The 20600-nt window shown below is 61.7% G+C and carries 21 protein-coding genes; 5 read left to right on the top strand and 16 right to left on the bottom strand.

Features of this window, described 5'->3' with window-relative positions; all coding sequences use genetic code 11:
• Nucleotides 1-52: 52 nt before the first annotated feature.
• The gene (gene cmoA, locus LIX93_RS06810) at nucleotides 53-796 is read left to right on the top strand and encodes a carboxy-S-adenosyl-L-methionine synthase CmoA (RefSeq protein ID WP_226503251.1); all 744 of its coding nucleotides are present in this window, start codon (nucleotides 53-55) and stop codon (nucleotides 794-796) included.
• Nucleotides 793-1749 carry a tRNA 5-methoxyuridine(34)/uridine 5-oxyacetic acid(34) synthase CmoB gene (cmoB, locus tag LIX93_RS06805; protein WP_226503250.1) on the top strand — a complete coding sequence of 319 codons (957 nt, stop codon included), beginning with the start codon at nucleotides 793-795 and terminating at the stop codon, nucleotides 1747-1749. The genes cmoA and cmoB overlap by 4 nt, the downstream gene beginning before the upstream one ends.
• Nucleotides 1750-1804: 55 nt before the next feature.
• Here cmoB and LIX93_RS06800 read toward each other — a convergent pair whose 3' ends face one another.
• The 3 genes from LIX93_RS06800 to LIX93_RS06790 form a co-directional block, all read right to left on the bottom strand.
• Nucleotides 1805-2602 carry an ABC transporter ATP-binding protein gene (locus tag LIX93_RS06800; RefSeq protein ID WP_226503249.1) on the bottom strand — a complete coding sequence of 266 codons (798 nt, stop codon included), beginning with the start codon at nucleotides 2600-2602 and terminating at the stop codon, nucleotides 1805-1807.
• The gene (locus LIX93_RS06795; RefSeq protein WP_226503685.1) at nucleotides 2602-3627 is read right to left on the bottom strand and encodes an iron ABC transporter permease; all 1026 of its coding nucleotides are present in this window, start codon (nucleotides 3625-3627) and stop codon (nucleotides 2602-2604) included. Before LIX93_RS06795 ends, LIX93_RS06800 begins: the two co-directional genes overlap by 1 nt.
• A gap of 77 nt (nucleotides 3628-3704) precedes the next feature.
• On the bottom strand, nucleotides 3705-4853 hold the full coding sequence (locus tag LIX93_RS06790) for an ABC transporter substrate-binding protein (protein ID WP_226503248.1): 1149 nt from the start codon (nucleotides 4851-4853) through the stop codon (nucleotides 3705-3707).
• A 185-nt stretch (nucleotides 4854-5038) separates the two neighbouring features.
• Between LIX93_RS06790 and nadE the strand changes: the two genes are divergently transcribed.
• Nucleotides 5039-5866: an ammonia-dependent NAD(+) synthetase gene (gene nadE / locus LIX93_RS06785; RefSeq protein WP_226503247.1), complete on the top strand. Its 828-nt coding sequence runs from the start codon at nucleotides 5039-5041 to the stop codon at nucleotides 5864-5866.
• A 113-nt stretch (nucleotides 5867-5979) separates the two neighbouring features.
• Here the strand turns inward: nadE and pdxJ are convergent, their stop codons facing one another.
• The 11 genes from pdxJ to rpoE form a co-directional block, all read right to left on the bottom strand.
• Complete coding sequence (gene pdxJ / locus LIX93_RS06780) at nucleotides 5980-6720, bottom strand: pyridoxine 5'-phosphate synthase (protein ID WP_226503246.1); 741 nt, start codon at nucleotides 6718-6720, stop codon at nucleotides 5980-5982.
• Between the two features lie 186 nt (nucleotides 6721-6906).
• Entirely contained in the window at nucleotides 6907-7593 is a 687-nt protein-coding gene (recO, locus tag LIX93_RS06775; protein ID WP_226503245.1) for a DNA repair protein RecO, read from the bottom strand.
• 144 nt (nucleotides 7594-7737) lie between these two features.
• Complete coding sequence (gene era, locus LIX93_RS06770; protein ID WP_226503244.1) at nucleotides 7738-8643, bottom strand: GTPase Era; 906 nt, start codon at nucleotides 8641-8643, stop codon at nucleotides 7738-7740.
• Nucleotides 8636-9325: a ribonuclease III gene (gene rnc / locus LIX93_RS06765; RefSeq protein WP_226503243.1), complete on the bottom strand. Its 690-nt coding sequence runs from the start codon at nucleotides 9323-9325 to the stop codon at nucleotides 8636-8638. The genes era and rnc overlap by 8 nt, the downstream gene beginning before the upstream one ends.
• Nucleotides 9322-9693, bottom strand: coding sequence for a DUF4845 domain-containing protein (locus tag LIX93_RS06760; protein ID WP_226503242.1), 372 nt, complete (start codon nucleotides 9691-9693; stop codon nucleotides 9322-9324). The genes rnc and LIX93_RS06760 overlap by 4 nt, the downstream gene beginning before the upstream one ends.
• Before the next feature lie 69 nt (nucleotides 9694-9762).
• Nucleotides 9763-10617, bottom strand: coding sequence for a signal peptidase I (lepB, locus tag LIX93_RS06755; protein ID WP_226503241.1), 855 nt, complete (start codon nucleotides 10615-10617; stop codon nucleotides 9763-9765).
• A gap of 9 nt (nucleotides 10618-10626) precedes the next feature.
• Nucleotides 10627-12423 (bottom strand): translation elongation factor 4, encoded by a 1797-nt coding sequence (gene lepA / locus LIX93_RS06750; RefSeq protein WP_226503240.1) that lies wholly within the window; start codon nucleotides 12421-12423, stop codon nucleotides 10627-10629.
• A 174-nt stretch (nucleotides 12424-12597) separates the two neighbouring features.
• Entirely contained in the window at nucleotides 12598-14025 is a 1428-nt protein-coding gene (locus tag LIX93_RS06745) for a DegQ family serine endoprotease (RefSeq protein WP_275948743.1), read from the bottom strand.
• Nucleotides 14026-14332: 307 nt separating this feature from the next.
• A complete protein-coding gene (locus tag LIX93_RS06740; protein ID WP_226503239.1) occupies nucleotides 14333-15289 on the bottom strand; it encodes a MucB/RseB C-terminal domain-containing protein in 957 nt (318 codons plus the stop codon).
• A gap of 8 nt (nucleotides 15290-15297) precedes the next feature.
• Complete coding sequence (locus tag LIX93_RS06735; RefSeq protein WP_226503238.1) at nucleotides 15298-15894, bottom strand: RseA family anti-sigma factor; 597 nt, start codon at nucleotides 15892-15894, stop codon at nucleotides 15298-15300.
• Between the two features lie 30 nt (nucleotides 15895-15924).
• Entirely contained in the window at nucleotides 15925-16506 is a 582-nt protein-coding gene (rpoE, locus tag LIX93_RS06730; protein WP_040070299.1) for an RNA polymerase sigma factor RpoE, read from the bottom strand.
• A 471-nt stretch (nucleotides 16507-16977) separates the two neighbouring features.
• Here rpoE and nadB point away from each other — a divergent pair, with 471 nt between their 5' ends.
• Nucleotides 16978-18591 (top strand): L-aspartate oxidase, encoded by a 1614-nt coding sequence (gene nadB, locus LIX93_RS06725; RefSeq protein WP_226503237.1) that lies wholly within the window; start codon nucleotides 16978-16980, stop codon nucleotides 18589-18591.
• Between the two features lie 83 nt (nucleotides 18592-18674).
• Here nadB and LIX93_RS06720 read toward each other — a convergent pair whose 3' ends face one another.
• Both LIX93_RS06720 and LIX93_RS06715 read right to left on the bottom strand, forming a co-directional pair.
• Nucleotides 18675-19151 carry a protein YgfX gene (locus LIX93_RS06720; protein WP_226503236.1) on the bottom strand — a complete coding sequence of 159 codons (477 nt, stop codon included), beginning with the start codon at nucleotides 19149-19151 and terminating at the stop codon, nucleotides 18675-18677.
• On the bottom strand, nucleotides 19135-19389 hold the full coding sequence (locus LIX93_RS06715) for a succinate dehydrogenase assembly factor 2 (RefSeq protein ID WP_226503235.1): 255 nt from the start codon (nucleotides 19387-19389) through the stop codon (nucleotides 19135-19137). The genes LIX93_RS06720 and LIX93_RS06715 overlap by 17 nt, the downstream gene beginning before the upstream one ends.
• Nucleotides 19390-19580: 191 nt before the next feature.
• On the opposite strand from LIX93_RS06715, the gene LIX93_RS06710 reads away from it, so the two are divergent.
• The gene (locus LIX93_RS06710; protein WP_226503234.1) at nucleotides 19581-20564 is read left to right on the top strand and encodes a folate-binding protein; all 984 of its coding nucleotides are present in this window, start codon (nucleotides 19581-19583) and stop codon (nucleotides 20562-20564) included.
• Nucleotides 20565-20600: the final 36 nt, after the last annotated feature.

Here is a 20600-nt window from a genome sequence, read left to right as displayed (position 1 = left end):
CCGCGCTTGCGCTAAAATCCGCGACCGTTTTCCGTGACCGTCTGGAACCGCCGTGAGCCAACAACCCGATCGCCTCTTCGCCCAGCCCCTGCCCCAGGTGCCCGATTTCGCCTTCAATGAAGACGTGGTGCGGGTGTTTCCGGACATGATCAAACGCTCGGTGCCGGGCTACCCGACCATCGTCGAGAACCTCGGTGTGCTCGCGGCGCAGTTCGCCCAGCCGCACACCACACTCTACGACCTCGGCGCTTCGTTGGGGGCCGTGACCCAGGCCCTGCGCCGCCACGTGCGCCAGGACGACTGCCGCGTGGTGGCGGTGGACAACTCGGCGGCCATGGTCGAGCGCTGCCGAGAATACCTCAACGCCCAGGACTCGATGTTTCAGGAGTTGCTGCCCGTAGACGTCATCGACGGCGATATTCTCGCGCTGGACTTCCAGCCCGCCAGCGTCGTGGCGCTCAACTTCACCTTGCAGTTCATCGCCCCCGAGCAGCGCCTGGCCCTGCTCGGGCGCATCCGTCAGGCACTGGTGCCCGGCGGCGCGCTGATCCTGTCGGAGAAACTGCGTTTCGAGGATGCCGAGCAGCACGCCTTGCTCACCGATCTGCACATCGCCTTCAAACGGGCCAACGGCTACAGCGAGCTGGAAATCGCCCAGAAGCGCAGCGCCATTGAAAACGTCATGAAACCCGCCAGCCTCGAAGAGAACCGCGACCTGCTGCTGGCCGCGGGCTTCTCCAAGGTGGTGCCCTGGTTCCAATGCCTCAACTTCGCCTCGATGATCGCCCTGCCATGATTGATCTCGCTCCTCTGGTCCGCCGCTTGGCGGGCACCCCACTGCAGGACTGGGCCAACACCCTGCAAGCCCAACTCGACGCGAAGATGGACAAGGGCCACGGCGACCTGGAGCGCTGGCAAGGCGCGCTCGATGCGCTGCCCGAGGTCACACCCAGCGACATCGACCTGCTCGACGGCTTGCGCCTGGATGGCGAATGCGATGACGCCACCCGCGCGCAGATGCGTCAGGCACTGATGGGCCTGTCGCCGTGGCGCAAAGGGCCGTTCGATCTGTTCGGCGTGCACGTCGATACCGAATGGCGCTCGGATTGGAAGTGGTCCCGCGTGGCACCGCATCTGGACCTGCACGGCAAGCGCGTGCTGGATGTGGGGTGTGGCAATGGCTACTACCAATGGCGCATGCTCGGTGCCGGCGCCGACAGCGTGATCGGCATCGACCCCAACTGGCTGTTCTTCTGTCAGTTCCAGGCGGTGCAACGCTATCTGCCCGAACTCAACGCCTGGCATCTGCCGTTCGCGCTTGAAGACCTGCCCGCCGGGCTGGAAGGCTTCGACACGGTGTTTTCCATGGGCGTGTTCTACCATCGGCGCTCGCCCATCGAGCACCTGCTGGCGCTCAAGGACTGCCTGGTCAAAGGCGGGGAACTGGTGCTGGAGACCCTGGTAGTCGAGGGCGACGTTCAACAGGTGCTGGTGCCCGAAGACCGCTATGCACAGATGCGCAACGTGTGGTTTTTGCCGTCGGTGCCCGCACTGGAGTTATGGTTGCGCCGCGCCGGTTTCCGCGACGTGGAATGCGTGGACGTCAGCGTGACCACGGTGCAGGAACAACGCAGCACCGAGTGGATGAAGTACCAGTCGCTGAGCGACTTCCTCGACCCCGCCGACCACAGCCGTACCCTCGAGGGCCTGCCGGCGCCGATGCGGGCGGTGATCAAGGCGCGTAAGTGAGGCGGATGGATCGGTATCGATCCTCAGGCAGCTCATATCTCTCAGGACATCGCTCTCAGGACACCGCCGCCACCAACCCATCGATCAACACCTGCGCATTGCCCTGGGAACACCGCTCCACCCGGCCGCGCACCCCATACACCTGGGCCAGCGACTGGGCGGTGATGACTTCGGCCGGCGCGCCGTCCGCCATCAACCGCCCGGCCTTGAGCATCAACACATGATCCGTATGGCGCAGGCTGATATTGATATCGTGCAGCACGATCAAGGTCACCATGTTGCGCTGCACGGTCTCCTGGCGGATCACCTCCATCACATGAAACTGGAAATTCAGGTCCAGGGCGCTCAAAGGCTCATCGAGCAACAGCAGGCGCGGCTGGCGAATCAGCGCCTGGGCCAGCCCCACCAGTTGCTTCTGCCCACCAGACAGCTCGTCGAGAAAGCGCATCGCCAGGCTCTCGATACCCAACCGCACCAACAGGCTCTCGGCTTCGACGATGTCGTCGGCTTGCGCGGTGTTGCCGCTGGCTCGGCGCGCCACCAGCAGCGACTCGAACACGCGCAGATGCACGCTGGCAGGCAGGCTCTGAGGCAGATACACCACGCGTTCGACGCGGCTGGCGAAGCTGGCGCGCAATAGATCATTGCCATCGAGATTGACCGTCCCGCGCGCGCTCACCAGCCCCGCTGCAGCCTTGAGCAGGGTCGATTTGCCACTACCGTTGGGGCCGAGCAACGCCGTCACCCGCCCAGGCAGTAACGCCCCCACCGACAGCTGCGCGATGATCTCGCGTTTGCCATAGCTGACGTGCAGGCCTTCTATCTCCAAGCCTTCGCGATGGATAGCCGGCATCAGCGCACCCCCTTGCCGCGCAGCACGATGGTGAGGAAAAACGGAATCCCCACCAAGGCCGTGACGATCCCCACCGGGATCAATACCCCCGGCACGATATTCTTCGACGCCACCGACGCCAGCGACAGAATCAACGCCCCGGCCAAGGCACTGCCTGGCAGATAGAAGCGATGATCTTCCCCGAACAGCAGGCGCGAGATATGCGGCCCCACCAGCCCGATAAAGCCGATGGTACCGACGAACGCTACCGCCAGCGCCGACAGCACGCTGACCCGCAACAAGGTGCCCAACCGCAGGCGCTTGACGTCGATACCAAAGCTCGCCGCGCGGTCCTCCCCCAGGCGCAACGCGGTCAGCTGCCACGAGCGGCGCATCGCGCAGGGCAAGGCGATCAGCAACGCCAACGCCAACAACCCGAGCTTGAACCAGGTCGCCCGAGCCAGGCTGCCCAGGGTCCAGAACACCAACGCCTGCAGGGCGTCCTCACTGGCGACGAACTGAATCAACGACACCAGCGCACCAAAGGTAAACCCCAGGGCGATACCGAACAGCACCACCACCCCGGTATCGGCCTGGCGCCAGCGCGCCATCAGGTCCAGCAGCAAGGTGGCGATCACCGCGAAGACGAAGGCATTGACCGCCACGATCCACTCGTTGGGGACGCCGGGAAGCCCGAGGTTGAGGATGATCGCCAGCGCCGCGCCAAAGGCCGCGGCATGGGACACGCCCAAGGTGAAGGGGCTCGCCAGCGGGTTGTTGAGGATGGTCTGCATCTCGGCACCCGCCAGTCCCAACGCCGCCCCGACCAACACGGCCATCAGCGCCTGCGGCAGACGGATGCTCCAGACGATCACCTGCTGGCCGGGGCTGACCGAGGCCTTGTCCACCAGCGTCTGCCACAGCTCGTGCAGGCTCAGGCCAGCGGGGCCGAGGGTGAAATCGAGCAGCACAGAGGCAAGGATTGCCAGCACGAACAGGCCGAGCAGCAGCAAGCGGCGGCGCAGCACCCGTTGATAGTCGGCCAGAGCGGGAGTTCGGGACGCTTGTCGGCCGGAGGCGCAGCCCGCTTCCTCGGCGGATGAGGATGGATCGACCTTGGCGTTCACGGTGCAGGCTTCAGGTCGACCCAGTAGGCGCCGCTGATGTCCACTGGCAAAAAGCGCTGCTGCAGCTCGGCCAGGGTCTTGTTCGGGTCGAGGTCCTTGAACTGCTCGGGGTAGAACCACTTGGCCATGGCTTCGATCGCGAGGATGTTGTAAGGCGAATCATAGAAGTTGTGCCACACACCGTGCACACGGCCCTCGCGCACGGCGGTCAGGCTGGCGATGCCCTCGCGGGCGATCAACGGCTGCAGACTGGCGCGGGCAGTGGCATCGCTGACCCCGGCACCGGCCTTCAGGCCTGGCTCGGTGGAGGCGCTGTCACGGGTACCGCTGACCAGATAGAAGCGCGGATCGGCACTGATCAGCTTCTCCAGATTGATGTCGCCGATGGGGCCCGGCAGCAGCTTGGCGGCGATATTGTTGCCACCGGCGGCCTTGATGAAGTCCCCCATGTTGCCGTCGCCGGCGGTGTGGCAGCACGGCACGCCGCCTTTGCCGTAGCCGGCGAGCATCTCGATGAACACGCTGGGGCGCTGGCTTTCGGGGATCTGGCTGACCACGTCTTGCACCCGCTTGAGGTGCTGCTGGTAGAAGTCGATATAGTCCTGGGCCTGCTGCTCGCGATGCAAGGCCTGCCCCAGCAAGCGCAGGCTGGGGATGGTGTTCTGCAACGGGTGCTGGCGGAAGTCGATGAACACCACCGGTACGCCGGCCTGCTGCAATTGCTCGACGATTTCGTTCTTGACCCCTGGGCCATGACCGGCGACCCCGAAGATGGCGATGTCCGGATGCAGCGCCAGGACTTTTTCCGGGCTGACGCTGGCCTCGGAGGTGGTGCCGATACGCGGCAACTGGTCGATCTGCGGGAATCTGGCCTGATAGGCGGCGTAGCCCTGGGCGTCGACCGTCTTCAATTCACCCTGCCAGCCGACGATGCGCTTGAACGGCTCCTTGCCCTCCAGCATCGCCACCGAATACAGCATGCGCCCTTCACCTAGCAGGACGTGATCGACCTTTTCCGGAATATCCACCTTGCGCCCGGCGATGTCGGTGACCGTGAGGGCCAGCGCCGCGTGGCTGCAAAGGGTCAGGAGTACAGCTGCGACAGCAGCGGTAGAGCCTTTGAGGGAGGGAAAACCGAAACGCATGACGACCTCTTTCAGGGCATGAATGAGCAGTGAGTTTGGCATTTTACCTGATAACACTTCCTATTCGCGATGAAGAAAGGTACATGAAGTCGCAGTGCCGGACGCTCTACAACCGGGCTATCGCTGTTAAAGTAAGCGCATTCATGCCCCTGCCAATTTGCCCAGATACCTTCAAGGAGACCGACATGAGCAATCGTCAAAGCGAAATTGCCCAAGCCCTGGACGTAGTGCCGCCGTTCGCCGACGACGCCGCGATCGAGGCGCAGATCGCGCGACGCAAGCAGTTCATCAAGCAGACGCTGCGCAACGCCAAGCTCAAAGTGCTGGTGCTGGGCATCAGCGGCGGCGTCGACTCGCTCACCGCCGGGCGACTGGCACAACTGTCGGTCGAGGAGCTGCGCGCCGAGACTGGCGACGAGGGCTATCGTTTCATCGCCGTGCGCCTGCCCTATAACAAGCAGCACGACGAAGAAGACGCCAGCGCGTCGATGACCTTCATCCGCGCCGATGTCGAGGACACTGTCAACATTGCCGGCGCTGTGCTCGGGCTATCGGAGCAGGTCACCCATCTGCATGGGCTGAGCGATGCTCGTCGCGATTTCGTGGTCGGCAACGCCAAGGCGCGCATCCGCATGGTGGCGCAGTACACCATCGCCAACGCCAACAACGGCCTGGTGATCGGTACTGACCACGCCGCTGAAGCGGTGATGGGCTTTTTCACCAAGTTCGGTGATGGCGCGTGCGACCTGGCGCCTTTGAGCGGGCTGGTGAAGAACCAGGTGCGTAGCATCGCGCGTTACCTGGGGGCGCCGGATAATCTGGTGCAAAAGGTGCCGACCGCCGATCTCGAAGAGCTGCGCCCCGGCAAGCCGGATGAAGAGTCACATGGCGTGACCTACGCGCAGATCGATGCATTTTTGCATGGGCAGCCGGTGAGCGAAGAGGCCTACAACATCATCGTGCGCACTTATGACCAGACTCAGCACAAGCGGGATTTGCCGTTTGTGCCGTGATTTTTTGTAGTCAGTAAGGCCCCCCTTGCTCCCACAGGTCAGTATGACTGTGGGAGCAAGGGGGCGCGTGCGGCGGCGAAGGGCCGGGCAAAGCGCCGTAGAATTCTGCTTACTTAACGCGCCGCCGCGACGATCAACGCTTTCATCTCGGCTACCGCTGCCTTGAACCCCACGAACAGCGCATGCGCCACCAACGCGTGGCCGATGTTCAATTCGTTGATGCCCTTGATCGCTGCGATCGCTTCGGCGTTGTGGTAATGCAGGCCGTGGCCGGCGTTGACGATCAGGCCCTGGGTCAGGCCAAAGGCCACACCATCCGCCACACGCTTGAGTTCGAGGGCGACCTCGGTCGGCGTCGTCGCATCGGCGTAACGGCCGGTGTGCAACTCGATGGCCGGTGCGCCGATCCGCTGCGATGCGGCGATCTGTTGCTCGTCGGCATCGATGAACAGCGATACTTCACAGCCCACCGCGCTCAAACGCTCGACCGCCGCTTTGATCCGCGCTTCCTGGCCAGCGACGTCCAGGCCGCCCTCGGTGGTCAGTTCCTGGCGGGTTTCCGGCACCAGGCACACATGGGCCGGGCGTAGGCGCTCAGCGAAGGCGAGCATCTCTTCGGTGACGCCCATCTCGAAGTTCATGCGCGTTTGCAGCACGTCCTTGAGCAACAACACGTCGCGGTCCTGGATATGCCGGCGGTCTTCGCGCAGATGCACGGTGATGCCATCGGCGCCCGCCTCTTCCGCGTCCAGCGCCGCCTTGACCGGGTCTGGATAGCGCGTGCCTCGTGCCTGACGCAGGGTGGCCACGTGATCGATGTTCACGCCAAGAAGGATTCGGTTACTGGTGGTCACGGGCTGGCTCCTGAATGGTGAAGGGGTACAAGGATACGTGGTGGCGCGGTGGGGGGAAACAGTTGCAGGGTGTCAGGGAGGGCCTCTTCGCGAGCAAGCTTTTCTCCCACAGCACACAGGCCCGGCGGCGTACAACCGTGGGAGCAAGGCTTGCCCGCGAAGAGGCCCGCGTTAACGACCCCAGCCTCAAGACTTGCGAAATAGCTCGCGACTGACCAGCGGGCGACCGCCCAGGTGCACCGCCAGCGCCTGGCGCATCAGCCGCTTGGCCGCCAGCAACGCGCCTGGGGCCGACCAGTCGGCTTCGGCCATGGCCAGCAAGTCGGTACCGTTGAACAGGCCAGGCTGCACCAACCATACTCGCTCCAGGCCCGCATCGGTCAGCAGCCGATACAGGCCGTCTGACTCCACGGCATCGCCATTGATGTCGGTGTCCAGCGCGAAGCCATAGCCCAGATCATCCAGCAGCCGCCATTCGAACGAGCGCAGCAAGGGCTCCAACGGCCGGCCGGCGCCCAGCGCCTGCAGGGTCGCGGCATAGTGATCGAACACGCCAGGGTGTGGATCCTCGGCGGGCAACAGGCGAATCAACAACTCGTTGAGGTACAGCCCGCTGAACAACGCATCGCCCACCAGCCAACTGGCCACGCCGGCGGCCTCCATGCGGCCGACGTTCTTCAACTCGCTGCGGCCGCGAAACTCGGCTTCCAGCGGCACGAACGGCCGCGCCAGGGTGCCCGCCTTGCCTCGGGCGCTGCGCAATACCGCACGCAGACGCCCTTGCGGAGTGAGGAAGTCGACCAGTGCGCTGTTTTCGCGATAGGCCCGGCTGTGGAGGACATAGGCCGGTTGTGCGTCGGGAGGGTTGGACATGAGCGGTTACCTTAACAGGCAACAGGGGCATGTCACACATGCCCCCTGTAGGAGCGAGCTCTGCTCGCGAAGAAGTTGATGCGGTGTCCCTGCTGGCCTCTTCGCGACCAGAGCTCACTCCCACCGGGGGAAAAAGCGCGGCCGTCAAACCTGGTCGTTATAGCCCAGCGAACGCAAGGCGCGCTCGTCGTCGGACCACCCGCCCTTGACCTTCACCCACAGGTTGAGCATGACCTTGGAGTCGAACAGCAGCTCCATGTCGCGGCGCGCTTCGGTACCGATGCGCTTGATACGCTCGCCCTTGTCGCCAATGATGATCTTCTTCTGGCCATCGCGCTCAACCAGAATCAGCGCATGGATATGCAAGGTCTTGCCTTGCTGCTTGAACTCTTCGATCTCGACCGTGATCTGGTACGGCAGCTCGGCACCCAGCTGGCGCATGATCTTTTCACGCACCAGCTCGGCAGCCAGGAAGCGGCTGCTGCGATCGGTGATCTGGTCTTCCGGGAAGAAGTGCTCGTTCTCCGGCAGGTGCTCGGCAATCACCCGTTCCAGCGCTTCGAGGTTGTGACCATGCTGGGCGGAAATCGGCATGATCTGCGCATTCGGCAGTTGCTCTTGCAGCCAGGTCAGGTGCGGCATCAGCTCGGCCTTGTCCTCGATGCGGTCGGTCTTGTTCAGCGCCACGATCACCGGGCCCTGCACGTACTGAACACGCTCGAGCACCATTTGGTCCTCGTCGGTCCAACGGGTGCGGTCAACCACGAAAATCACCACGTCAACGTCCTTGAGGGCGGCCGAGGCGGTCTTGTTCATGTAGCGATTGAGGGCTTTCTCGTTGGCCTTGTGCATGCCGGGGGTGTCGACGTAGATCGCCTGCACGGCGCCTTCGGTCTTGATACCCAGCATGTTGTGGCGAGTGGTCTGCGGCTTGCGCGAGGTGATCGCCAGCTTCTGACCAAGGATATGGTTGAGCAGCGTGGACTTGCCCACATTGGGGCGACCGACGATGGCCACATAGCCACAACGGTTGGAAGTTGTATCAGTCATTACCATTCTCCACGCCCAGGGCGATCAATGCGGCGGCGGCTGCCACCTGCTCGGCGATGCGCCGGCTGACGCCCTGCCCACGGCTCTTTTCATTCAACAACAGGACTTCGCATTCAACGAAGAACAAGCGGCAGTGGGGGTCACCCTGGATGTCCACCACCTCGTAGCGCGGCAGTTCGCAACCACGGGACTGGAGGAATTCCTGCAGGCGGGTCTTCGGGTCCTTGTTGGTGTCGACCAACGTCAGGCCCTCGAACTCGCCGGTCAGCCAGGCCAGCACGCGCTCTCGCGCCGCATCCATGCCGGCATCGAGGTAGATGGCACCAATCAACGCTTCGAGGGCGTCGGCCAGGATCGACTCGCGGCGAAAGCCACCGCTCTTGAGCTCACCCGAACCCAGGCGCAGGTACTCGCCCAGCCCGAAGCCGCGGGCCAGCAAGGCCAGGGTTTCTCCCTTGACCAGGCGCGCGCGCAAGCGAGACAACTGGCCTTCACGGGCCTGCGGGAAGCGATCGAACAAGGCTTCGCCAGCGACGAAGTTGAGAATGGCGTCGCCCAGGAACTCCAGGCGTTCGTTGTTGCGCCCCGCAAAACTGCGGTGCGTCAGGGCCAGGACCATCAAGTCCTGGTCTTTGAAGGTGTAGCCGAGCTGACGCTCGAGACGACTCAATGAAACGCTCACGGTTTACCCACGTTGAATTCGTGGTTGAACTTCACCACGATATCGAGATTACCGATCAGTGGATCACGCTGTTCATACTGCAGTTGGCCCTTGAAGCCCTCTGCCGACTCACGCACGGTTAATGCCTTGTCCAAATCCACATCCCGGATACTGTTGATGCTCATGTCCTTCTGCACACGAGCAAATAATTCTTCTTTGCTGAGTATCGACTTGTCGGCCATGGCCGTTTCGATACTCTTTTTCACCGACCAGTAATCGGTGTAGTGCGGCACGACCTTGAGCGCGACGCTGACCACAAACGCAACAATCGCCAGGGTCAACAACCAGCCGGCGAACGATAGACCTTGCTGCGAACGAACTGCTGTCATGGCGAAAACTCGTTATAAGGTCATCCCGTAAAAAACATTCGGCGCTGTCCAGGACAGCGCCGCGCTCGATCATTTGATCAGGCCGACTCGGGAGAGGCTCGGCCAATGGCTGAGTTTAGGCTCTGGCCAGCTCATCCACACGGCAAATGCCTTGCCGACGATATTCTTGTCGGGGACCATGCCCAGTTCGTCCTTGGGAATGTTGGGGTCATCCCAGTAACGGCTGTCGTTGGAGTTGTCACGGTTGTCGCCCATCATGAAGTAGTGCCCTTCCGGCACCGTCCACTGGCTTTCCGGTGGCATGTTGTAGCGAGTCATTTGCTGACGGATCAAATGTTCAGCCTCGCCCAACTGCTCGCGGTACAACTGCGCCGTGCCCATCGAACCCGGCTCATCGCCCACCAACTGCTCGGACACCAACTGATCGTTGATGTACAGCTGCTTCTCTTTGGTATAGCGGATCTTGTCGCCTGGCACACCTACGACGCGCTTGATGTAGTTCACATCAGGGTCGCTCGGGTAGCGGAACACCATGACGTCGCCACGCTGCGGATCGCCGACTGGGATGACCTTCTCGTCGATCACCGGCAGGCGAATGCCGTAGGAGAATTTGTTGACGAGGATGAAATCGCCCACTTGCAGGGTCGGGATCATCGACCCCGACGGAATCTGGAAGGGCTCGACCAGAAACGAGCGCAGCACCAGGACGATGAACAACACAGGAAAGAACGACTTGCCGTATTCGATCAGCAAGGGTTCTTTGTCGAGTTGCTCGACCACCGCGATATCAGGCTCGCCGACGCTGGCCTGATAATTGGCAATCGCCGAACGCCGACGCGGCGCCAGGAAGATCAGATCGAGCAACCCCAGCACACCGCAAACTGCTACAGCAATGACCAACAACAGCGGGAAATTTAGAGACATAGGACCTGACTATTCCAACCTGAGCACGGCGAGGAAGGCTTCTTGTGGAATCTCCACGTTACCGACCTGCTTCATGCGTTTTTTACCAGCCTTCTGCTTCTCGAGCAGTTTGCGTTTACGGCTGACGTCGCCGCCGTAACATTTGGCCAGTACGTTCTTTCTGAGTGCCTTGACAGTTTGCCGGGCAACAATCTGACCACCGATGGCGGCCTGAATTGCCACGTCGAACATCTGCCGCGGAATCAGTTCTTTCATCTTCTCGGTCAACGCGCGGCCTTTGTAGTGCGCGTTGTCCCTGTGCACGATCAACGCCAACGCATCTACCTTGTCACCATTGATCAGTACATCCAGCTTGACCAGATTGGCCGACTGGTAGCGATCGAAGTGATAGTCGAGCGAAGCATAACCGCGACTGGTGGATTTCAATCGATCGAAGAAGTCCAGCACCACTTCGTTCATCGGCAGGTCATAGCGAACTTGCACCTGGCTGCCGAGGAATTGCATGTCCCGCTGAACGCCGCGCTTTTCAATGCACAGGGTAATGACGTTGCCCAGGTGCTCTTGAGGCACAAGGATAGTCGCAGAGACGATAGGCTCGCGGAAGTCTTCGACAGATGAAATATCCGGCAGCTTCGACGGGTTATCCACGTAAATGGTTTCACCGGTCTTGAGCACGACTTCGAAAATCACGCTTGGCGCGGTGGTGATCAGGTCCAGGTCGTACTCGCGCTCGAGGCGCTCCTGGATGATTTCCATGTGCAGCATGCCAAGGAAGCCGCAACGGAAACCGAAGCCAAGGGCATCGGAGCTTTCTGGCGAGTACTGCAGCGACGAGTCGTTGAGCGTGAGCTTTTGCAGGGCATCGCGGAAGTCTTCGAAGTCATCCGAGCTGACCGGGAACAGGCCAGCGTAGACCTGCGGCTGAATGCGCTTGAAGCCCGGGAGCACGTCGACGTCCGGGGTGCTGCTCAGGGTCAGCGTGTCGCCGACCGGAGCACCGTGGATATCCTTGATGCTGCCGATGATGAAGCCCACTTCGCCGGCCTTGAGGTCAGCGGTGGCGGTGTGCTTGGGGGTGAACACGCCGACGCTGTCGACCAGGTGCACCTTGCCGGTGGACTTGACCAGAATCTTGTCGCCCTTCTTGACGCGGCCCTGGCGCACGCGCACCAGCGAGACCACGCCCAGATAGTTGTCGAACCAGGAATCGATGATCAACGCTTGCAGTGGCGCTTCTATATCACCGGTCGGCGCAGGGATGGTCTGCACCAGACGCTCCAGCACTTCGAGCACGCCCATGCCGCTCTTGGCGCTGCAGGCCACGGCATCGGTGGCGTCGATGCCGATGATTTTTTCGATCTCGTCCTTGACGCGATCCGGATCGGCCTGGGGCAGGTCCATCTTGTTGAGGACCGGCATGACTTCCAGGCCCTGCTCGATAGCGGTGTAGCAGTTGGCGACCGACTGCGCCTCGACACCCTGGCCGGCATCGACCACCAGCAACGCGCCTTCACAGGCCGCCAGCGAGCGGCTGACTTCGTAGGTGAAGTCGACGTGGCCGGGAGTATCGATGAAGTTCAGCTGGTAGGTCTTGCCATCCTGGGCCGTGTAATACAGCGTGACACTGTGGGCCTTGATGGTGATACCGCGCTCACGCTCCAGGTCCATGGAATCCAGTACCTGGGCTTCCATTTCGCGATCGGCAAGACCACCGCACATCTGAATGAACCGATCGGCGAGTGTCGACTTGCCATGGTCAATGTGGGCGATGATGGAGAAATTGCGGATATGACTCAAATCACTCACGGATCAACACTCGAATAAGGCTGCGGGCCGGACGCCCAACGAAAAATAGCCGGGAATTGTACCTGATTTACACGGGCGTGTGCGCATAAGCGTCGCCCAGCTCCCACAGGGATAGCAGCCATAAAAAAGGGCGACCCGTGGGCCGCCCTTTTTGTGTTGCCACCGGTTAGCCGATCATTCGGCCAGCTTGAAGGTGATGAAGCTCGCACGGCCGTCGCGCAACACGCGCATCGACACCGAACGATTCTTCGGCAACGCCTTGGCGATGTCGCTGAACTGCTTGGCCGAGGTCAGCGGCTGATTGTTCAGGTGAGTGATGACGTCGCCTGGCTGCAGGCCGATCATGGCTGCCGGGCCGTCCTGCACATCCTTGACCAGGATGCCGTTCTGCAATTGCAGTTCTTTTTTCTGATCGGCGGTCAGGTCGCCGACGGTCAGCCCCAGGCGATTGCTGTCGGTATCCGCCGAGCCCTGAGCATTGCCATTCATGTCCGGATCGTCGGTCGGCATGGCGCCCACGGTCACGTCGACGGTGCGGTGCTTGCCCTCACGGACCACGTCAAGACTGGCCTTGGCGCCCGCCTTGAGACCACCCACGAGGTGCGGCAGGTCAGCCGACATGTCGATTGGCTGGCCATTCATGCTCAGGATCACGTCACCCACTTGCAGGCCGGCCTTGGCCGCCGGGCCATCGGGCATGATCTGCGCCACCAGCGCACCGGCAGGCTTGTCCAGACCGAAGGATTCGGCGAGGTCCTTGTTGACCTCCTGGATCACCACGCCCAGCCAGCCGCGATTCACCTTGCCGTCTTTTTTCAGCTGATTGGAAACGTCCAGCGCCACATCGATCGGGATCGCGAACGACAGGCCCATGAAGCCGCCGGAACGGGTGAATATCTGCGAATTGATGCCAACCACTTCACCGGCCATGTTGAACAGCGGGCCGCCGGAGTTGCCAGGGTTGATCGCCACGTCGGTCTGGATGAACGGCACATAAGCGTCGTTCGGCAGGGTCCGGCCCTTGGCGCTGACGATACCTTTGGTAACCGAATGGTCGAAGCCGAACGGCGAGCCGATCGCCAGCACCCATTCACCTACCTTGAGCTTGTCGGAATCCCCGAGTTTGACTGTCGGCAGATTCTTGCCGTCGATTTTCAGCAACGCCACGTCACTGCGCGGATCGTTACCCACCAGCTTGGCCTTCAGCTCGCTGCGATCGGACAAGCGTACGATGATCGAATCGGCATCGGCGATCACGTGATTGTTGGTCAGCACGTAACCGTCGGGAGAAATGATGAAGCCCGAGCCCAATGACTGCGCTTCACGCTGGCGATCGCCGCGCGGCGACTTCTGACCCTTGGGCATGTTGCGCTCGAAGAAATCGCGGAACATCGGCGGCAGGCTGTCGAGGTCCGGCATATCGGCACTAGCAGTCTTGCTGTCGAGTTTTTGCGTGGTACTGATGTTCACCACTGCCGGCGAGGCCTGCTCGACCAAGGTGGTGAAGTCCGGCAACGCCTCGGCCTGCACGGCTGCAATCTGGCCAAGCATCAGCACCGCAGCGCAGATGGAAAGGTAGGATTTGAAACGTGGTATCGACATACGGCTCCCGTTTACAACGAGCGAAATTAAGCAACGTTGTTTAGCAACATGTTCAGCACTGGCCACCCTCATGGAGCAGCCGCTGCGCACAGCCATCACGACTGCACGCGCGCTCATGGCGAAGATCGCGCGACCTGAACAACGGCGGCGCCATCAACGTCCTGCAGAGCTGAGCTATAAGAAAATTCAGATGCTTTTGCAACCGAAGACACTGAATTTTCATCTTGCCAGCGCAAGCATGAAAACTCTGTCAAAGCCTGCGCGAGAGCCTCGCCGGACGCTGAAACACCGCGCCGGCAAGGGTCGGTCACTGCTTGGCCTGGGGGTCGAGAGGACGCATCGACAGGGCGATGCGCTCGGCCGTACCAATCGGGATTTCACCCACCACCGTGACCATGACGTCACCCTTGGGCGTACTCAAGCGCCGCGACACGGCGGCGGTCGGGCCCAATTGGGTGCGCGCATCCGTAGCCTTGGCACCATTGAGCGGCTCCAGGAAGACCGAGAAACGCGCCAAGCCATCGTCATACATCAAGCTGCTGACGGTCGACTTGCTGTCAGGATCCTTGCGCACCGCGCTATTGGCCAGCTCGAAACCGGGGGGAAGCCAGTCGGAATGCCAATTGATCGGCCCCGACGGATCCTTGAGCGCCGCCACTTGCGCCACCGGATTGCAGTTCTTGCTGGCGCTCAGGTCAGTATCGCTGGGGCTCGTCGGATCGAATCGAGTGAACTGGAAGCGCTCGAGCAACTGCCCTTTGTCGTTGAGCAACAACGACTTGAGGAGCAAGCCGGTCTCGCTGTCCAGATGCAGCTCGAAACCATAGCGGTATTGATCCTTGGGCGTCATGGTCACGATGGTGGCTTTACGACCCGCCACGCGCGATTCCCCGGCGACCGAGAGGTCGTACCAGGACATGAGCTTCAAGGGATCGAGAGGTCTGGGAGATGTAGCCGGGGCGACACTCACGCCCGGCACCAGGGCACCGCTGACGCACTGCGTCTGGCCGTTCACACGCGTGACTTCCTGGGCAGAGCCATCGAGCTGCAACAGACGCTCGCTGACCTTGGTGCCTTGGGCACGATGCCAGATGTCATGAGTGGAGAAACTGCCACTGCGTTCGTAAACGAAGGTACCCTGATAACTCTGCTGCTGCTCGGCTTGCGCCAGGCGATTAAGCCACTGTGAAGCGTCGCTGGCCGCGAAGGCCGGGACGCTCAGACACCCACCGAGCAATAACGTGACTAGGGTTGAACCGCGCATGAAGCTCCTTAACGGTTTTCCAGGCTCGCAGCGCGAGCGTATGGCAGCGCGGTGTCAGTGCCCTTTACGGCAGCTTCCTGAGCATGCTGGCGCAGGTAGCCTGGCAGCTTCTGGTCTTGCCAGCCGGCCTGGTTCTGCAGAACGCCGTTGGCCATTGGCCCGGTGCTCGGCTGCTCAGCGCCCTCGGTGTAGTTAGCCAATACTGCTGGGCCTTGCGCTTGTGGCACCGAAGGACCCGACTGTACAGACTGCTGTTGTGCAAGCTGTGCGCCAGTGACTTCGTCGTGGTTGTACAGGCGCACGCCTGCCAGCACGGCGACGGTAACGGAGGCGGCGACCGCCAGGCGACCCAGGCTACGCCAGGCACGCGGCTTGGACTTGGCCGGCACCGCCTCATCAGCCAGAGCAGCCGACACAGCCGCTGCCAGATCCAGTTTCGGATTGAGCAGGTCTTTGTGCATGACTGCACGGGCAACTTGGTAGCGAGACCAGGTGGCACGTGTTTCGGCATCGTCAAGGGCAGTCAATACCCGACGTAATTCCAGTTCGTCCGCTTCGTTATCCATCACTGCGGACAGCGATTCCTGCAGGGCTTCACGACTCATGGCGTTCCTCTCTTGGCTATCGCCGCTGTCTCAGGATTCCTGCAACAACGGCTGCAGGGCTTTATCGATGGCTTCCCGAGCTCGGAATATCCGAGAGCGAACGGTACCCACCGGACACTGCATGACACTCGCAATGTCTTCATAACTCAGACCGTCGAATTCACGTAAAGTTAGCGCCGTACGTAAATCTTCTGGCAGTTGCTGGATGGTCCGATGGACAGTGCCCTCGATTTCATCCCGCAGCAGAGCGCGCTCCGGAGACTCAAGATCCTTGAGACCGTGATCACCGTCGTAGAACTCTGCATCTTCAGAACTCACATCGCTATCTGGCGGCCGGCGTCCGCGGGACACCAGATAGTTTTTCGCCGTGTTGATGGCGATACGGTACAGCCACGTGTAAAACGCGCTATCACCGCGAAAGTTGCCAAGAGCCCGGTACGCCTTGATGAACGCTTCCTGCGCGACGTCCTGAGCCTCATGAGTGTCGTGCACGAAGCGCACGATCAAACCGAGAATCTTGTGCTGGTACTTGAGTACTAACAGATCGAAAGCTCGCCGGTCTCCGCGCTGGACGCGTTCAACCAGCTGCTGATCCTCTTCCTGGGTTAGCATGCACACTCCTCAGTGAACGTTAAGGAGCATCGCAAAAGGCATCGTTCAGGCTTGCAAACATAGACTCGGGCTTTTCGCAAAAGTTCTCCCCTCCAAGCAAGTTTTCCCGCAGCCAGTCCGGGCGCTGCACGAAAAACGCAGCACGGACCGGGCCGGCTGCGCCAATAATCTTGTCGTTGAAACCCGAAGTGCTTCGCAAGCGCAAGTGCACAGCCGATTCGACGCTGTACCTTTTATAGGTAACCCCTTATGGATTCAACGCCCATACAGAAAGTTCCCTCTGAATTTTCAAGCTTTCGTGCGATGCAGCCCGCTATTGTGCCGCTACGCCTGTCTATATACTAGGGAACCTTTTCCCCTGCCGACCCGGCCGTCGCCCGGGAACCGGCCGCGGCAAGCCCGCGACCGCGGTGAAGCTTGATTCTTGGCGGTCTGTCCCGCCTTCGTCAGTCGTCTCGTGGAATCATAATAATGACTCAACAGTTCCAACATGATGTTCTGGTCATCGGCAGCGGCGCGGCAGGTTTGAGCCTGGCGCTGAACCTGCCGAGCGATGTGCGTGTGGCGGTCCTGAGCAAGGGTGACCTGCATAATGGTTCGACGTTCTGGGCCCAAGGGGGCGTCGCTGCGGTGCTTGACGACACCGACACCGTGCAGTCCCACGTCGAGGACACCCTCAATGCCGGCGGCGGCCTGTGCCACGAAGACGCGGTGCGCTTTACCGTCGAACACAGTCGCGAAGCCATCGAATGGCTGATCGCGCAAGGCGTGCCATTTACCCGCGACGACAGTAGCGAACCCGACGACGGCCATTTCGAATATCACCTGACCCGCGAAGGCGGCCACAGCCACCGCCGCATTATCCATGCCGCCGACGCTACGGGCGCGGCGATCTTCACCGCTTTGCTCGAACAAGCACGGCAACGACCAAACATCGAATTGCTGGAGCAGCGCGTCGCCGTCGATCTGATCACCGAACGACGTCTGGGCCTGAGCGGTGATCGCTGCCTGGGCGCCTACGTGCTTGATCGTCGCAGCGGCGAGGTCGATACCTTCGGCGCGCGCTTCACCATTGTCGCCACCGGCGGCGCGGCCAAGGTCTACCTCTATACCAGCAACCCCGACGGCGCATGCGGCGACGGTATCGCCATGGCCTGGCGCGCCGGCTGCCGAGTCGCCAACCTTGAGTTCAACCAGTTCCACCCGACCTGCCTGTATCACCCGCAGGCCAAGAGCTTTTTGGTCACCGAGGCGCTGCGCGGCGAAGGCGCCATCCTCAAGCTGCCTAACGGCGATCGTTTCATGCAGCGCTTCGACCCGCGTGGCGAGCTAGCCCCGCGCGACATCGTGGCCCGCGCCATCGACCACGAGATGAAGCGCCTGGGCGTGGATTGCGTGTACCTGGACATCAGCCATAAACCGGCCGATTTCGTCAAAGCGCACTTCCCCACGGTATACGAGCGCTGCCTGACGTTCGGCATCGATATCACCCGTCAGCCCATTCCAGTGGTGCCCGCCGCGCATTACACCTGCGGTGGCGTCATGGTCGATCGACAAGGCCGCACCGATGTGCCAGGCCTGTATGCCATCGGCGAAACCAGCTTCACCGGCCTGCACGGGGCCAACCGCATGGCCAGCAACTCGCTGCTGGAATGCTTCGTGTACGGCCGTTCGGCCGCCGCCGATATCGTCGAGCAGCTGTCCAGTACACCGATGCCCGAACAGTTGCCGGGCTGGGACGCCAGCCAGGTCACCGATTCGGATGAGGACGTGATCATCGCCCACAACTGGGACGAGCTGCGGCGCTTCATGTGGGACTACGTCGGGATCGTACGTACCACCAAGCGGCTGCAACGCGCCCAGCATCGGGTACGCTTGCTGCTGGACGAAATCGACGAGTTCTACAGCAACTATAAAGTCAGCCGCGACTTGATCGAGCTGCGTAACCTGGCGCAAGTGGCTGAACTGATGATTCGCTCAGCCATGGCGCGCAAGGAGTCACGCGGGCTGCATTACACGCTGGATTATCCGCTGATGCTGGATGAGGCAGTGGATACGGTACTGGACCCGAACACAGCGGTATAGCCTTCGCGGGCAAGCCATGGCTGCGCAGGTGCATCACTCAGGAACGGCTGTTGTGGGAGCAAAGCTTGCTCGCGATGAGTCCATCAGCGGCGCCGTACATAAGCCTGCTGTTCCACTGCCGCCCAGCGCCGTCGGCTGAATTTCAGCCGTACCCGCAAGCGGCGGTGCTGATCGGCAGGCAAGGCGTCGGCTGGAACGCAGACACTACGACTGAACCATTGCCCCGGTCGGCGATAACGGATGATCACCAACCCCGGCAATGCCACGCTGTCGTGGCGCAACTGCACCGGCTGCCACCCTGCCCTCGCCGTCCACAGCTGCCAACCATCGCGATTGCGCCGCAGACCGGTCACTGCCAAGGGATGACCGAGCAAGACGTGGCGCGGCATGACCCAGACAACATGGGCCAGACACATCCCCAACAAAGCCAGTTTGATAGCACCCGGCACTGCGAGCATCAGGCAGGCAATCAGTGCCAGCAGATGGCCCACAAGGCACACCACCAGCAAACGCCTCGACGCCCGCCAGCGACATTCGAACCGATCACTTGGGCTGGACACGGTCCAGAATCATGCGAACCATGCGCTGCAATTCGGGATCTTCGGACTCGGCGCGCTCCATGAACCAGCCGAACATGTCCTGATCTTCGCATTCCAGCAGCTTGCGGTAGCACTCGCGATCGACATCACCCAGATGCGGGTAGACCTCCCGGACAAACGGCACCAGCAGCACATCCAACTCGAGCATGCCGCGGCGGCTATGCCAGTAGAGCCGGTTGAGTTCAATATCTTCGACCATGGAGCTCTCCTCAAATAGGCGGCCAGTATACAGAGCGGACGATGCCGGAGCATCCGCGACCATCGGCGAAGTGTTTGCGGGTATATCGCCCCGCTACGCACTGCGGTCTCGGTCACGACGACCATGGTCCCTACCCATTTGCCCGGTGGCGCACTATGATGGGCGCCAGTCTCTTTCCACTGCGAAGACCCATGGCCGATTCCGCTTTTTTCTGCGTGCTGTCCCACGAGGGCGTTGTTGCCGTGCGTGGCTCAGATGCCAGCAAGTTTCTGCAAGGTCAACTGACCTGCAACCTCAATTACCTGGATCAGGACCACGCCAGCCTTGGCGCGCGCTGTACGCAAAAAGGCCGCATGCAGTCCAGCTTCCGTATCTTGCTGCAAGGTGACGGCTGCCTGCTGGCGATGATCAGCGAGCTGATCGAACCGCAACTGGCGGATCTGAAAAAATACGCGGTGTTCTCCAAATCCAAGCTTACCGACGAAAGCGCCGCCTGGGTCCGCTTCGGCCTGCAGCAGTTGCCCGCAGGCGACACCGGTGCTGCTGATGCCAGCGATCCCAGCCAGGCGCTGCTCGGCGAGCTCGAGCTGAATCTGGCCGAAAACACCCACAGCGTCGCCCGCGCCGGCGAGCTGATCGCGGTGCGCGCATCCGCCGACCGCGTCGAACTGTGGGTGCCCGCCGACCAGGCGCCGGCCGTGCAGGCAAAACTTGCCGCGCACCTGCCGCAAGCCCCGCTCAACGAATGGCTGCTGGGCCAGGTACGCGCCGGCATCGGCCAGGTCATGGCCCAGACCCGCGAGCTGTTCATCCCGCAAATGCTCAACCTGCAAGCCGTGGGCGGGGTCAGCTTCAAGAAAGGTTGCTATACCGGACAGGAAATCGTCGCGCGCATGCAGTACCTGGGCAAGCTCAAGCGTCGCTTGTACCGCTTAGCCCTGGCCGCCGACACCCTGCCCGAGCCCGGCACGCCGTTGTTCGAGCCCAGCCGCAACAGCGCCATCGGCGAGGTAGTGCTGGCGGCCCAGGCCGCCAACGGTATCGAATTGCTGGCCGTGCTGCAGGCCGATGCCGTCGAAGGTGGCGAGATTCACGTCGGTGACGCCAGCGGCCCCTTGTTGAGCCTGCTGACGCTGCCCTACGAGCTGGACCGCGATCGCGAGATCCAGCGCTGAACCACGGTCCCAGGCACCTCCAGGTGCCTGCACGGG

This window comes from Pseudomonas sp. MWU16-30317 (assembly GCF_020515695.1).
Lineage (GTDB): Bacteria > Pseudomonadota > Gammaproteobacteria > Pseudomonadales > Pseudomonadaceae > Aquipseudomonas.
Note: the sequence above shows the minus strand (reverse complement) of the source record. Positions and strands in the feature narration are given on the sequence as shown.